8 protein-coding genes and 4 pseudogenes are annotated in these 15,830 nt (G+C 35.8%); 2 read left to right on the top strand and 10 right to left on the bottom strand.

Annotated features, from left to right (window positions below; translation table 11 throughout):
* Positions 1-269 precede the first annotated feature (269 nt).
* From ACFRAK_RS24205 to ACFRAK_RS24190, 4 genes and pseudogenes are all read right to left on the bottom strand, one after another.
* On the bottom strand, positions 270-2,117 hold the full coding sequence (locus tag ACFRAK_RS24205; RefSeq protein WP_394572669.1) for a sigma-54-dependent Fis family transcriptional regulator: 1,848 nt from the start codon (positions 2,115-2,117) through the stop codon (positions 270-272).
* 1,155 nt (positions 2,118-3,272) lie between these two features.
* Positions 3,273-4,190, bottom strand: coding sequence for a DUF7916 family protein (locus ACFRAK_RS24200; protein ID WP_387595035.1), 918 nt, complete (start codon positions 4,188-4,190; stop codon positions 3,273-3,275).
* A 219-nt stretch (positions 4,191-4,409) separates the two neighbouring features.
* Positions 4,410-5,738 (bottom strand): FAD-containing oxidoreductase, encoded by a 1,329-nt coding sequence (locus ACFRAK_RS24195; protein WP_394572668.1) that lies wholly within the window; start codon positions 5,736-5,738, stop codon positions 4,410-4,412.
* Between the two features lie 237 nt (positions 5,739-5,975).
* A pseudogene (locus tag ACFRAK_RS24190) lies at positions 5,976-6,344 on the bottom strand (Tn3 family transposase); the annotation flags it as partial.
* On the opposite strand from ACFRAK_RS24190, the pseudogene ACFRAK_RS24185 reads away from it, so the two are divergent.
* Together ACFRAK_RS24185 and ACFRAK_RS24180 are read left to right on the top strand one after the other, a co-directional pair.
* Positions 6,294-6,458, top strand: a pseudogene (locus tag ACFRAK_RS24185) (DsbA family protein); the annotation flags it as partial. The pseudogenes ACFRAK_RS24190 and ACFRAK_RS24185 overlap by 51 nt on opposite strands.
* 89 nt (positions 6,459-6,547) lie before the next feature.
* Positions 6,548-6,790: pseudogene (locus ACFRAK_RS24180) on the top strand (integrase core domain-containing protein); the annotation flags it as partial.
* Between the two features lie 212 nt (positions 6,791-7,002).
* Here the strand turns inward: ACFRAK_RS24180 and ftsZ are convergent.
* The 6 genes and pseudogenes from ftsZ to ACFRAK_RS24150 all read right to left on the bottom strand — a co-directional run bounded on the left by ftsZ (position 7,003) and on the right by ACFRAK_RS24150 (position 15,766).
* Positions 7,003-8,021: pseudogene (gene ftsZ / locus ACFRAK_RS24175) on the bottom strand (cell division protein FtsZ).
* 1,181 nt (positions 8,022-9,202) lie between these two features.
* Positions 9,203-10,168 (bottom strand): MBL fold metallo-hydrolase, encoded by a 966-nt coding sequence (locus ACFRAK_RS24170; RefSeq protein WP_387595029.1) that lies wholly within the window; start codon positions 10,166-10,168, stop codon positions 9,203-9,205.
* Between the two features lie 94 nt (positions 10,169-10,262).
* Positions 10,263-11,525, bottom strand: coding sequence for an MFS transporter (locus ACFRAK_RS24165; RefSeq protein ID WP_387595026.1), 1,263 nt, complete (start codon positions 11,523-11,525; stop codon positions 10,263-10,265).
* Positions 11,526-12,196: 671 nt separating this feature from the next.
* On the bottom strand, positions 12,197-13,126 hold the full coding sequence (locus ACFRAK_RS24160) for an alpha/beta hydrolase (RefSeq protein WP_387595023.1): 930 nt from the start codon (positions 13,124-13,126) through the stop codon (positions 12,197-12,199).
* Positions 13,127-13,305: 179 nt separating this feature from the next.
* The gene (locus ACFRAK_RS24155) at positions 13,306-14,415 is read right to left on the bottom strand and encodes an FAD-dependent oxidoreductase (protein WP_387595020.1); all 1,110 of its coding nucleotides are present in this window, start codon (positions 14,413-14,415) and stop codon (positions 13,306-13,308) included.
* 13 nt (positions 14,416-14,428) lie between these two features.
* Positions 14,429-15,766 carry an MFS transporter gene (locus ACFRAK_RS24150; protein ID WP_387595017.1) on the bottom strand — a complete coding sequence of 446 codons (1,338 nt, stop codon included), beginning with the start codon at positions 15,764-15,766 and terminating at the stop codon, positions 14,429-14,431.
* Positions 15,767-15,830: the final 64 nt, after the last annotated feature.

Genomic DNA, 15,830 nt, shown 5'->3' with positions numbered 1-15,830 from the left:
TTATTGGGAAAGCGGATGTTATATAAGAAAAAGCGCGAACTTATGAGAATAGGTGAGAATTTGCGAGAAAAAAGAAGGAATTTTAGACCTTAAGCGTTAAACACTTTCTGATAATCCCAATCACAGCCATAGGAGATACCCTGTTAGTCTTACTTGTTTCAGGCTGATTTCTTTTTTCAACTGTACCTTAATGTATTAGAAACCTGGTCCAATTTAATCTAGAAATTGATACTGCAGGGAAACAAAAAAAGGTGATAAATTATTCACTATCACCTTGATATTTTATATTTAATTAATTTGCGATAAAATGTACTTATTGGCATACTTATAAATTCCGCAGCTTTTGTTACATTTCCCTCTGCTTGTGCCAATGCTATAATCATTTTATCTTTTTCTTTATTTTTATTGTATTTTAATGAAATAGAATGATCTAGCAGATTTCCTTGAAGAAAATAAGGAGAGAATTGATGAAGTTGTGGTTCGCCATCATCGGCTAATACTTTCATTTTTTCAAGAACATTGAAAAGTTCGCGTATATTACCAGGCCAATGATAATTTGCAAGGTAATCCATTATATGATCTGAAAATTTAACATTCCAGTCTTTTGTTTTAATAAAGTGATTTACCAGACTTGGAATGTCATCCTTTCTCTCTCTAAGTGAAGGGAGATTTATGTTAAAAACATTTAAACGATAAAATAGATCCCTTCTAAATTTCCCCTCTTCAACCAGCATTTCTAGTCTTTTATTTGTTGCAGTTATGATTCGGACATCAACAACCCTTGCATGAGTTCCCCCGATTGGAACAACTTCCTTTTCCTGCAAAACACGTAATAGAGCAACCTGCATCGATAAAGGCATATCACCTATTTCATCTAGGAAAATAGTTCCTCCATCAGCTTGTTCAAACTTTCCTTTATGTCCTTTTTTTCTTGCTCCAGTAAATGCTCCTTCCTCGTATCCAAATAATTCGCTTTCCAATAGATGTTCAGGAATACTACCACAGTTAAGAACGATAAAAGGTTTATTTTTTCTATTACTATTTAAGTGAATCGTTTTCGCAGCAATTTCTTTCCCTGTTCCACTCTCACCATGAATGTATACAGTTATGTCGGTTTTTGATGCTCTTTTCAAATTATTAATAACGTTCCTGAACTTCTCGCTTCTTCCACCTTCACCAGCAAATTTGAAAACGCTTTCATTATTTTCTAATGTTTTTCCCTTATTTTCATTTTCTTGTTTTAGGCACACATATATTTCATAACCATATAATTTCCCATTCATGTGAATAGGGATTCTTTTCTTTTCCTTAAGTCCAATCTTCTCCAATTTTGAAATTTGGGTTTTATACTCTTTAATTTCATCCTTAATCATATCCATGATAGATGAACTGGCTGTTACAAAATAATCATCACGGTCACAAATAACGATGGATTGTTCCCGATTATTCTCTATTTTGTTATAAAATACTTTAAGCAGTTCCAACATTTCATTCTCTTGATGCAATTTCCATTGTAGTTCAATGGCATATGCTGTTGATACAGCAAGACTAAGCAACTTTAAATCGAGCTGCTTTCTTATAGTAGAAATAGCTAAAACTCCTACTAATTTACCCTGGTTATTTTTTATCGGTGCAGCAGAGCATGTCCAGTTATGAAAAGCTTTAGAAAAATGCTCAACACCAGTAACATGGATGGGTTCATTAATTTCCAATGCAGTAGCAATTGCACTTGTTCCAGACATTTTTTCATTCCATTGAACTCCATTGATTATATTGAAGTCTGTTGCAAATTGGATGGTTTTATCTTCTCCATGTCCTTTTAATACATATCCTTCAGAATCTGTTAAAATTAGGATCGTTCCTGTTCCTTTTAAAAAACCGTCCAACGAATTAATATAGGGACTTGCTAACTGTAATAAGCGATTGTTTTCTTCTCTTTTTTTCAAAAGATCTTCATTGCTTAAAATATGAGCCACTTTTTCAAGATAAGGATTAACATTATTCTTTTTAGACCTGTACCATGACTCTATTATTCTTTTCGAAAGCCTAGAAGTATCTACAATCCCCTCCTCCACAAAACGCTTCCATGTATTTTTTGTAATAATGAAGTTATCCAATTATCTACTCATCTCCTTTATAAAAGTCCATTTATTAAACTTTATTACTAAGATCGAAGATAATCATGTCAATCCAAGAATATTAGATTATAAAAATCATTAATAATATCGTAAGACATATTCAGATGATTATCAATTGCAACTGAATGCCAATTCTCGATCTTCTTTGACAAAAACAGTTGCATGATTGCATAAAATATTTTCGAAATATGTCGTTTCTTACACTAATGATTCGTTTGTTCTACTAAACTATAAAAAGAAAAACTGTGGAGTTATGGAATATTGACCGATCTTTAAAATGCACACATTAGTTCGATATGCCCGTTCAGTTATTTTCAAGATTAATATGATATTTCTGTTCAATACGGCTATTTGTCTTACTAGTTCTGTCCATAGTGATATGGAGATCCATGATTATTTTTCCCTATTTTTTTGATTGGTTCTTTCTTGAATACTTTCCATTCCCCTTCTACTTTATGTAAAAAGACATAAGACTTTAGTTCGTATAATAATTCGGAATCAAAAGCGTGTTTTTCTTTACTTAACAATATAGCTTCCTTTTTATTTATGAAAATCTGTTTTAACCCCTAACACGAGCCATAGCGTCTTCAAACCATACAATGTGTCTCTTACCCGTTTCGTCCCGCCAGTAACTCGATGCGTCAACAAATTTTATTTTACAATCCCTCTCTCCTTCTTAATAAGTGAAACACTCTAAAATAAATAAGGCTTTAGGTATTTAAAGATTTTTTTACTAATGCCATTTAAAAATCGGGTGAATTTTTGATAAAAATACCTGCTTTGTAAAGAAGAGAATTAGACGTTACTATCCTAAAAGATGCTATTCGAAGATGTTCATGTTTTTTTAAAAAATTATTGATTGGGGCTGTTGACATGTGGACGATACTAATTGCGATTTTTCACCATTGAAACAGCAATTGACAGAAGGAATACGGCAAATCACTAATGAACTCCAACATAGCTTAGAAGTACTAGTATTGTAAGTAATAGTGGCGAGAAATCGCCATTTTGGTCTTATATGCAGAATGTGAGTGAAAACCCTCGTTTCAACTACGTTAAGAGGCTATCCAAAAAAGCATAAACTTTTAGATAGCCTCTTTGAATGAGATAAGATCTACTTTTTTTAGACTGCTTTTAACGCATTACTGAGGAAGCCATTCTTACATAAGTATGTCGTCTTCCTCTAATGGCGATTGAATATGTCATGATGTTTTCGGGGACTGCGATCCCGTAAAAACCAGTATCACCAATATGACAAATGTCTGCACCAGCCATTTTACTATTTAGGGCAATTTGGCGGATTGTTGCTTCATCTGCCCCCTCTTGACTTGTGCCGATCGTAAGCATGGCTAATGCACCTTTTGAATGAACGAAACGAACATATTTTTCAATAGTCTCTAAAGTGATTCCTGGTACGGTTCCTGGAGCTGGCATCAAGATGATATCAGCACCCGCTTCGATAAAGCTTGTGATTGCTTCTTCTGAAACAATGCTGTTACCTGTTTCATTTGCGACTCCAGCACCATGCATTTTCCCTGCAATGATTAAGCCTTCATTACCAAAAACTTCACGTGCCTTCTTAATTGCTACAATCGTTTCATCGTTTGTTACACCGGTTTTTGGATTCCCAGTTAAGCATATAAAATCAAAACCTAATTTTTTTGCTTCTCTTAAAGATTCCTCCGTAGCTATTCTACCTTTTGAGACGGCATCAAGCTTTTCAATTTGTTCAGCATTAAAGTCAACTGGTTCCAAATTCAGTCCTAGAGGGCGTCCCGTTAATTCCTTTACTTTCTGAACGATTAATTCATTCTCATTACTTTCGTATCCTCCAATCGATGGGTTAAAGACGTCAAATAAGTTCAATAATAATAAATCGGCACCGAATGCAGCAGCGAGTTCAGCATTAGTAACACTCGGATATAACGGTGCTACAGAAGTCATCGTCTCTGATAGCATCACTCTTCCTTCAGATGCTTTGATCGATTGCTTTAAATCTTGACCATTCATTTTTTGAAAATCTGATGCTGTACAATCTAATATTCTTTTCAATAGAAATTCCTCCCTTTCATCATGCATACAATTTATTTATAAATTCCACTTTGATTTTATAGCGATCAGTACATAAAATATTGCATTTCATCTTCAGTAAAACCAACCTACTTGGGAAATATAGAGTACAGAGTCACCTATTTTAATATAAAGAGCTTCATCCTCACACGTTTCTCGTTGTTAGTCAGTTCTCCTTTATATTTGAAAATAACTGCTTTATCAATCTACCGCAAATAGAGTATTGAATGATTCACTCATTACCGGATGATTATATATTTGATCTCTTAAATACGTATAAGGGGCATCCAAATCCATTGCTAGTTTGACAAGATTAATCAATTCTGGTGAATCAGGTCCAAACAGGCTGGCACCTAGAATTTTATCCATTTTTTTATCGATGACAACTTTAAATAATCCCCTAAGATCATTAATTACATGTGCTCGCGGATGTGATGCAACAGACAATTTTCCTTCAGCGATTTCATAACCCTTTTCTTCTGCTTCTTTGGCTGTTAGCCCCACCCTGGATAAAGGCGGATCAATAAACATGGAATAGGGAATATTTTTACGACTCTTGAGAGAATATTTTTTCTCACCAAATAAATAGTTCTCAACAATACGGTAGTCATCCAAGGAAATATACGTAAATTGCATACCGCCTTTCACATCACCGAGAGCCCATACATTATTCACCGTTGTTTCAAGATGGTCATTGACCTTAATTGCGCCATTTTCTGTAAGTTCAATTGACGTATTTTCAAGACCGAGATGTTCCACATTCGGTTTTCTACCAGTAGCAAGTAGTACTGCATTTGCACTTACATTTTGACCATTGGATAAAGACAACGATACCTTATCTTCACTTTCCTCTGTAACTTCCTGTGCTTTGGACCCAAATATAAAACGTATTCCTTTTTCTTCCATTACCTTCTGAACTTCTGCAGCGATTTCACGATCTTCACGAGTTAATAGTTCCTCTTCTGGTGTAATCAAGGTGACTTCTGCTCCAAAGGTTTGATACATAGAGGCATATTCCATACCTATATATCCTCCCCCTATAATTGCCAATTGTTGCGGCAGCTGTTTACGATCTATCAGAGACGTACTTGTATGGACCTTATCTGAAGTCAGGTCACCTTTCAACGGTGGAATATTGCTGATTGCACCAGTATTGATAAAAATGTGTTCGGCAGTTAAAACTTCTCCTTTTCCATTTAATTCTATTTCCACTTCTTTATCTGACCGGAATCTTGCTTCTGAATCGTAAATGGTAACTTTGTTATTATCAGCTAAACTTTTGTAATTTTTTTCTCGTAGCTTTTCCACAACCTTATCTTTTCTTTCAATGGCGTCTCTATAGGGGATATTTTTCAATCCATCTTGGACAAGTACCTTTGTAGGGATGCATGCGATGTTAATACAAGTTCCGCCATACATGTTTGGATCTTTTTCAATCATCGCTACGTTCCAATTTTTGTTGGCAAGCCTCCCAGCTAAAGTTTTTCCTGCTTTACCAAATCCAATGATTATTGCGTCATAAGTAAACATATACATTCTCCTATCTATAAAATTAAGTAATCTGTTCAAACAAACAAGAATCCCTAATCAAAATCTTCATTCTTAAATATTTATTATACCCATTCAAATAAATTAAAACTAAATCTGATATACCAACTTCAGTTAGGGGTCATGCCGACAAAACGCGGACATTATAAAATAATACATTTTTTAGAAATAATAAAAACCCTGATTTTTCTACGTTAAGCAGAAAAATCAGGGTTGTTTTCATGTCCTGAGTGGTCGAAGGGTATGAATTGAACCCGAATTACTTGAATTAAAGGAATATCCTCCAAGAAAGTTAATGTGTTCCCACCCCAACGGGGATATATGAGGAAGCAAATCCTCTTTATATTTTCCTTTAGATTTCGAATGTTCAATTGCATGCGATAGATAAACAGTATTCCAAATGCTGATCGCATTAATAATAAGATTTAATGAACTGGCGCGCTGCAATTGATCTTGTAATGCACGTTCTCTAAGTTCTCCTGGTTTTCCGAAGAATATGGCACGTGCTAAAGCGTTCATGGCTTCATCTTTATTTTCTGTTCTCATTTCAGGGCAATTGAACCGGTTCTTCGTCGTTTTGTCGAGCAGTATGGTGATTATTTTAACTTCCATACGGTTATGGGAGGCTTACTGGAAAAATGGCATGACGGACCAATCGATCCTGCAAACGGAATTTATAAACCAGCTGATGTTGCTGGTCACTGAAGAGAAGTTGGAGAATATTCAAGAATGCCAATCGATGGGACTTTATAGTAGGGTATTCATTTTCTCGTTACTCAACATATATCCAAAACCATCAAATTAAGCAATCCTTTAGTCAGAAAGGTTGTCCGTACGATAATGCTTGTATTGAATCCTTTCATGCCCTATTAAAAAAGGAAGAAGTCAACCACGTACAATATCTAGACTATCAAACAGCTAAAGTAGCGATGTTTCAATTTATTGAGGGTTGGTATAAAAGAAAAAGAATTCACAGCAGCTTGGGCTATCAAACGCCACAAGCCATTGAAGATCGAATTAGGAATACAGCTTAAGATTTAACTTTTTAGTGTCCAAAATATTGACTCAAATCCCCCTTTCTAAACTTTTTTCTACCACATCATTAATTTAGTACCATTTTCAATGAGTGAACAGTAAAAAAGGAAGTACGATTCTTGTCATCCTTAACAGCATACGATTAATTAAGGAGCTAAAAACAGAACGGACAAAAGGAAGCCTATACGGCTCCCTTCGTGAAATTTTTGTTTCAGAACTCTGTTGAAAGTGTTTTTTCCATTTCTGCTTTTGAAGGACGGGCAGACATTTTTAATGATAGAATCTCCTGATCATTCAAGCCAGTGATAATTACTATAATTTCATCTTTTAAGTTTTCATCAATAACAGAACCGAAAATCATATTTAACTCGGAGTCTGCCGCAGAAGTAACAAAATTTGCTGCCTCTTGTACTTCATAAAAACTTATATTGGCGTCTGTGAGTTTCATTAGTACACCTTGGGCTCCGTTAATCGAAGTGTTAAGTAACGGACTGGAAATGGCTTTCTTTGCAGCTTCCACAGCGCGATGCTTGCCTGTTGCCCTGCCAATGCCTATTAAGGCAGATCCTTTATTGGACATGATTGTTTTTACGTCAGCAAAATCAAGGTTGATTAAACCTGGTACAGCAATTAAATCCGATATACCTTGGATACTTTGGCGAAGAACATTATCCGCTTCACGAAATGCTTCAAGCATGGGTGTATTTTTATGTGAAGTCTCCAATAAAAACGATCGTTTGGAATAACTATTAATGTGTCCACTGCTTTCTTCATTGAGACGATTCCGCCTGCTGCTTGTGTTGCACGCTTATGGCCCTCAAACACAAACGTTAGTGTTACAACGCCAATGGTTAGTATATCAAGCTCACGGGCAATTTGAGCAATGGCAGGAGCAGCACCCGTTCCTATACCGCCGCCCATTCCGGCTGTAACGAATACCATGTCTGTACCTTTTAATGCTTCTTGGATCTGCTCTTTGCTTTCTATAACTGCCTTTTTGCCTACTTCTGGATTTGCTCCTGATCCTAAACCTCTTGTTAAAGCTGCACCAATTTGTATCTTGACTTCAGCTTTTGATAAATTAAGAGCTTGTGCATCTGTATTAACAGCAATAAATTCAACACCTTAAACTCCATGCTCGATCATACGGTTAACGGCGTTATTTCCTCCGCCGCCAATACCAATTACTTTAATATTGACTGATGAGTTTACACTTGTAACAAACTCCATTTTATAGGACCTCCTAGTTCATTGAAATTACCTTGTTCCAAACTATTCAAATAAACATTGGAAACATTCATTCATTTTATTCGAAATGTTTGTCTTTCTTATAATTAGACTTAGTTAAAGAAAAAGGCATTGTCGTTAGCAGTCCCGTAAAGGAGCTGCTAACGACAATGCCTTTCATGGAATCCTTCCACTCTTTAATAAAGTGAGAAAGATTCGATATCCTGAAAAGGTAATCTTTGATTTTCATTTTAAGGTAGTTCCATTTTTAAATCAATATATACATTTTCTGGTGCCACTTATTTTATAGCCGCAATCGCAGCGATGGAATTCGAAACTAAAAGAAATGTTAATAGGATAGACGTTATAACGATACCAGCATTGAGTCTTGTAGCCCCGTGAAGAATTCTGGGAACTAGATGATTGAATATTTCTCAAACAAAGAATATCGTAGTCAGCCAAGCGAAATCCCGATCAACACAGCATAACTTTTAATCCATCCTTTTCCTTTAATCGACAGTAAAATAGTAAGTAACTTTACACTATTTTTGGACATCACAAACTAGGCGTAAAATAATCTTACATCCTGCTTTTCCACCGGGTTAAGGAAAAATCCCTTTTTTATATCGATTGGGAGTGCTTACAAGATATGGACTTCTACACATTTTGTTGTCTTCTTCGCTTTTTAAAAACTTCTTAAAGGTTTTTTAATGCTTGTTAAATTGGTTTTCCTTTTGCGTACTTTAAATAGGCAATATTGTTTGTTCTCCAGCTGAACTTTTTAAAAACTAAAATAATCTTTTGGCTGCGGTTGGTCATCTTACTTAGAATTTAATAGTGGGTAATCAGTGTAGCCTTTGCTATCTTTATCGTAAAATGTTGTGCGACCTGGTTCAATTAATTGTGCATCCGTTTTTAATCGTTCAACAAAATCTGGATTATTTAATGCCCATGCTCCTACAGAATCGACATCTGCAAGGTTTGCCTCGATGTCTGTATCAATCTTTTCAAAAGGATGGCCATTACCCCAAACGCAGTTACTTTACCTACCGAATACTCGTTAATTGGAGAACTAATCATATCCCCCATTATACTTCACACATAGTTTAAATGATTAATAGTTCATAAATCCTAAAGCCATCCCCATATTTTAAAATTGAAAATAAATAAGGCCCTTCAATGATTTAGTTGCAATAATAATGCCAAATTCCTTTCTCCATTTCCTTATTAATTTCCCCTTGTAATTCAAGATAATCTAGATAACCAATAATTTCAGACATAATATTGAAAAACTGCTTTTCATACTTTTCTTTATATCGTAATTGGGCAATTCCACTTGCGGTTGAAATTCCGGATTTAATAATGCTTATGTATTTGTTGGCTTTTTCATCAATCTCTTTTATTCTTTCTTTTAATAAATCAACAGGATTTTCTATGATCATACCGTGACCTGAAAAAACGAGTTCAACATTCAATGACGAACATTTCTCTAATGACTGCTTTTGATGGACCAAGGATTTTGTACGGATCCCATCATAATCTGGTTCAATGAAGGCATTGCTAGGAATATTTTCAATTAATAAATCTCCAGCAAATAGCCACTTACACTCTTTGTCATAAAAGGCAACCTGGTCTGGAGCGTGCCCTGGGATTTCCAAAATCTCAAAGCCAAAAATTTGTTTATTGGTAATTTCTTGGATTTCGCAATGGATTTTTTTATCCTCACCTAGAATAATAGGATTGCGTAAATTAGCCACTTGTTTATCCCCGATTTCCCCACATCCCATCTCCTTGTATAGATTTCTGAAAAACTCTATTCTCATTTTCGTATATTCTTTATCTCTTTTCAGTACAAGTATGGCATAAGGATGAGCGTATACAGAAATGGGATGCGTAGATACAATTCGGTTGACTAAACCAATATGGTCCAGATGATGGTGTGTTAGCAGAATCCTCGTGATATCAGTAAGTGTGAAATCATGATTCTTTAAAGTCTTTTGTAAGGAATTCCAGCAATCATCTGTGTTCAATCCAGTATCAATTAACGTTAAGGAATTCCCATGTTTCACTAAGAAAAAGTTATAACTTTTCAGTTTATTGGAAGCAGGGACAATGATGGGAAATACCTCCATATTATTCTGTTTATACAACACATTCCCCCCTAATCTGTTATGAAGTTAGAATAAGAACAAGATTAGTCCACATCTTTCAAAGATGAGGTGGACTAATTTGTTCTTTAGAAAATTAGATACTAGATGTGACTTCTTGCTCTGGAGTTGATGGCACTTCCTTTGAGTCAACTTTAGCTGGTGCTGTTTCTTTGAAGAATAATGAGAATAATAATGCCAGCACACCCGCACCAGTAGCTACCAATAATGGTGTGTGAATACCATACATGTCTGCTAAAGCTCCATTCACCATTGGATTTAAGAATCCACCGAAGAATTCACCAATACCGATTGTTAATCCTACTGCAAGACCTGAGTACTGTAATGGAACGGACTCAACAGGAATAACTGACATCGACATACCAATTACACCTGAACCTGCTGCACCGATGAATAAAAGAACCATCATTAATGGAACTGAATCAACGAATACTATTGTCAATGGTACGAGAATTAACAACAAACCAGATACTAAAGAAGCCGATTTACGACCAGTACGCTCTGAAAGCATTGGGATTAAGAAACCGAAAAGTGCATAACCGACACCGAATGCAGCCATTACGAAACTCATTGTCGTATCTGATAAACCTTTTGCTTGGACTAAATATGTTGGTCCGAAAATTTGGAATGCCATAAGTACTGTCATCACTAAGCTGAAAACAATAATGGATAACCAAATATTACGGAGCTTAAGAATATCTTTTACTTTTATTTTTTCAGTCGATTTTGTAGCATGCATGGTATGGTATTTCGCTGGATCTGGATTTTTAACTGTTTTTAAGATGACTAAGCTTAAAATAATCCCTGGTATAATCGTTAAATAGAACGCCATATGCCAGTTAAAATTAGTTGCTAACGCAACGATTGCTACAGGCGCTAAAATGCTACCGAATAATGCGTTACTTGTGTTCATTGTGAAACCTAAGTTAAATCCGCGACGACGCTCCGAAGATTCCATTGCTAAAATCGATTGTGTTTGCGGAATCAGTGGACCTTCTACAATACCCATTAATAGACGTAGCACGAATAACATAGCAAATGATTGTGCTAAACCATGTAATAATGAAATCACTGAGAATGCGAATACTAAAATTGTTAACATTGCTCTCTTATTATTCACTTTATCTGAAATAAATCCACCTAGTGGACCAGCGACTGACCAAGTTAACGCAAGAGCTGCTCCAAGCAAGCCTAATTGCGTGTAGTTTAGTCCTAAATCTACAGAGATCATTGGGAATAAGTAGTTAATCGCTAAACGGTCAAAGAATACGAATCCAATTAGAAAGAAAAAGATTACGGTCAATTTGTTCTCATAAGTCCAAAACTTTGGTTTTCCCATTATTAAAACACCCTTCCTTAAAATCACGTATTGTTATAGCTAATAAAATAAATCATAAAATACGGTGATACCGAGTTGATTAGTAAAAATTACAATCATCTGGATTTCAAGGCCTAATGAGGCTGCCTAACCTTCTGTAAAGAAAGCGATGGATATTGATTCCCCATTAATAATCCAAGAAATAGGAAATAATCAATGATGGGTGTTTCTTCAAAAAACAAAGTTCGAAACATTACGAATATATTTTACGAGCCATGACCGGCTTCGTATATCATCCAGTTCCTATCAGTATTTTCAATTTTATTTATAGGTATCATAGTCAAATAGAGTTAATAAAGATAACCATTGTTTTCATTGGGTGTTCAATCACTTGTAAGTGCTTTCAAAAATATTGCAGTTATAGAAATCAATTTATCTATCTATTTTACGTAGTATCAGTATAGATTTATAAAACGTTCTATTATGGGTCAATCCAATTAATTTCTCTGAAAGAGTATGACTTGAACTATTTCAAATTCAATTGGGATAAATACGTACGGATATGTGGCGGCAATGGAAGTTTACAATTCACCTTCTACGATTTTGTAAAAGGAAAGCGACTATAAGTTAGTAGCATCAGACTGTCAAGAAAACCTCGACAGTCTATTTATTTATCAAAATACTTTAACACCTTAGTTCTCTTTATTTAAAAAATCACCTGTACGTTTGTAAACGTCTTTATATTCATCAAGATGCGTGAATTTACCTAAGAAACCGTGAGTTGCACCTTCGTATCTTTTTGTTTCAACATGTACACCAGATTTTTTAAAATTCTCAGCAAATAGTTCCCCTTCATCTCGCATTGGATCATATTCTGCTGTGATGACAAGTGCTGTTGGAAGATTTTCTAAATTTTCTTCTCGGATTGGTGAAACAAGCGGATTATCAGTATCTACATTTCCTAATAAATAGAAGGAATTATGTTCAGCTAATTGATCACTTTCTACAAAATAGCCCTTTCCATTTTCCACTAATGATGGATAACGAAATTCCCTGAAGTCAAGGTCTAGTGATGGATAATACAATACTTGCCTCGTAATGATAAATTCCTGTTTGTCACGGGCCATTAAAGAAACGGCAGCAACTAAGTTACCACCAGAACTATCCCCTGCAACTGCGAGGTTCTTCCCATCCCATTTTAATTCATCCTTATGTTCTGTTGCCCATTTTGTGACGTTATAGCAATCTTCTAATGCAGCAGGATATGGGTGTTCAGGAGCAAGACGGTAATCAACAGAAATGACTTTATATCCGGATTCCATGCAAACCTGGCGTACGATTTCATCATGACTTTCTAAATTTCCAGAAAAAAATGCTCCACCGTGGAAATAAATTAGAAGTGGATAAGAATCTCCTTCCTTCGGCGTATAAATTCTTACTGGTATATCCGCTTCAGAAGTCGGAATTGTTTTTTCTTCAACAGAATAAACTGGTACACGTTTTTCAACAGGTAGAACGGGTGCATTGAACACTTTTCTATGTTCTTCTGGAATGATTTTCTGTTTCTCATCAGATACTGGAATAGAATCTAACACTTTTTTTATCTCGGGATGTACAGGCATCTAGAGAACCTCCTTCTTTCATTTATTCCGTTTTATTTTATAATTAAATAGCAGAGTATTACCTACTTGGATATTAGTTCATGCCTCGTTCTAAAAAAACTATATATTTTCTAATGATGTAAGTGGATTATACAAGAAGCCTGATTAGATGTTGCAGCAAATAACCAGCCTCCACTTTTTTACAAGTGAGTTTTTTCAGGGAATGCAGTCTTTGCTTGGTCTGTTGGGAATAGACGAGATAATTCTTGGTAAAGCTTTGTAATTGGTTTACGCTGCTCTTCATAGTTTTGCAAGCTTTCCGCAGGTGTTATAGTTCCAGCAACTGCTTCAGCAATTGCTTCTGCTAATACTTCAGCATCCTGGATCGCCATGTTTGCACCTTGGCCTTGGTTGTGAAGCATTGCGTGAGCAGCGTCACCAACTAATGTTACAGTGTTTGTACTCCATTTAGAGAGTGGTTCAAGGTCACTTAATGGACGCGTTACGATATCTTCTAGCTTGATATTCTCAACAATTTTTTGAAGTGTAGGTCCAAAACCTCTAAAGCTATCCATAATTTGTTCTTTTGTTAAAACAGGACGCAATGCGAACTCGCCAGGTACTGTGATATCTACAGATACTTGTCGTCGACTTTCTAATGGTAATAAATAAAATGAATCATCACCGTTTACGTATATACGTAAAACGTTTTCTTCTGAAGCCATACCAAGAGCCTCTTCGAAAGGAATTAAAACACGGTGTGCTAAGTAACCGGAATAGACTGGCTCAACATGGCTTAATACTTGGTTGCGAACTAGTGAGCGAATGCCGTCAGCTGCAATTACGATATCAGCTTCGATTGTTTTACCGTTTTCAAATTTCACTTCTACATAATTACCGTGGTCGATTATTTCCGTTAAACAGTGGTTTAAGTGAAGCTGGTCTTCTGGAATATGAGCTACTAATAAATCTAATAAATCTGCACGGTGAATTAAACGAGCATAAGCATCTGCTTCGTCACCCGTTAATACTGGCCACGTTTCTCTAATTAATACTTGGTCATCTCCCTGGATAATTTCCATGAGGTTACTTCGTGCAGTTACTTTTTCTAACTCTTCATATAAGCCCCATTTTTTAAAGCAGTTTACACTTGGCGGACGGACACCGATACCAGCACCAACCTCTTTTAAAATAGGTGCTTGCTCATACACGTCTGCACGGATTCCTTTCGCTATTAATGCATTCGCAGCTGATGCACCACCAATACCCCCGCCAATAATTGCAATTCTTAATTCAGATTTTGATTTCATAAATATTCCCCTCCTATGCAATATCGATTTCTTTTGTTTTTTTGTCATAAGCGTGCCTTAAAGGAACCAATGAAAAAGCAATAGCCGCTATAATACCTGGAATTGCAAACGAAAGAAAATTCATTTGCGCAGATAAATTAAGTGAAACTAGGAAGCCTCCAAATGTCGGCCCTATAATCCCACCAATTCTTCCAATTCCCGAAGCTAAACCTATGGCAGTTGAGCGAATTAATGAAGGATAGTATTGTGATACAAAAGCGTATGAAATATTTTGAGCCCCCATTGTACATGCGCCAGCAATAAAAACTATTAAATAGAGAATAATCATGTTAGTTTTAAAACCAAGAAGCGTCAAGGAAACCGCTGCCATTATAAACATCGGAACGAGCACCTTCTTAACTCCATATCTATCTGCAAGACCTCCAAGGATTAACGTTCCGACAATAGCACCGATATTTAAAACAATCATAAAGGATAAACTTGAACTAAGAGCATAGCCAGCACTAAACATCAAATTAGGAAGCCAAGTACTGATCCCATTAATCATTAACAAACACATGAAAAAGGCAACCCAAATCATTACCGTACCAAGTGCACGATTATTTTTAAATAATGCAATCACAGGAGAACTAGGATTTTTATCTGTTTCTGTACTTATTACAAACTCCATATCCGATGTTAAGGATACCTTGTCATTAACTTTTGAAAGAACCAAACTAAGCTCGTCTATTCGGCCTTTCACCAAAAGAATAGCAGGTGAATCATGAAAATACTTGACCACAAAAGGAATGAGCAAAAGTGGAATCGCTGATACCCAGTAAACACTTTTCCACCCCATAAGAGGTATAAAGTAAATACCTACAAGACCTGCCAAAATACCACCAACAGAAAAGGCACACATCACGATTGATACCATGGTGTTATGCAAGTGTTTCGGTGCGTAATCGGTCATGATGGCAATCACATTTGGTAGGACACCGCCAATCCCGATTCCAGCAATAAATCGGAAAATAGAAAACATTAATGGACCAGGTGCGAATGCACATAAAAACGTAAAGATACTAAATAGGACCACACTTAAAATAAGGATATTTTTTCTTCCAAATTTATCAGCCAAAACTCCAAAGAATATGGCCCCTAGCATCATTCCGAAAAATCCGTAGCTACCAATGGCTCCTGCTTGAACAGGTGATATGGACCATTCCTTCATAAGGATAGGTATTACAGAACCATATATAACAAGGTCGAACATATCAAAAACAATAATGATGCAACAACAAATCAATAACCTCAAATGAAAGCGATTAAATTTACCTTCATTAACGACGTCGGTAATATTTATTTTAGCCATCCCAAACCCCCAGTCGTATATAGTAGATACACGCTTGAATCTTAAATAACCGGCCTACTCCCCA

It is taken from the genome of Peribacillus sp. NPDC056705 (assembly GCF_043656335.1).
The sequence above is the reverse complement of the archived record's forward strand: the minus strand, read 5'-3'. Positions and strand labels throughout refer to the sequence as shown.

Bases quoted from the DNA above. Each gene is read 5' to 3' on its own strand.
- ACFRAK_RS24195 (WP_394572668.1), bottom strand. From the start codon at position 5,738: ATGTTTACTTATGACGCAATAATCATTGGATTTGGTAAAGCAGGAAAA.
- ACFRAK_RS24165 (WP_387595026.1), bottom strand. From the start codon at position 11,525: ATGGGAAAACCAAAGTTTTGGACTTATGAGAACAAATTGACCGTAATC.
- ACFRAK_RS24160 (WP_387595023.1), bottom strand. From the start codon at position 13,126: ATGCCTGTACATCCCGAGATAAAAAAAGTGTTAGATTCTATTCCAGTA.
- ACFRAK_RS24155 (WP_387595020.1), bottom strand. From the start codon at position 14,415: ATGAAATCAAAATCTGAATTAAGAATTGCAATTATTGGCGGGGGTATT.
- ACFRAK_RS24150 (WP_387595017.1), bottom strand. From the start codon at position 15,766: ATGGCTAAAATAAATATTACCGACGTCGTTAATGAAGGTAAATTTAAT.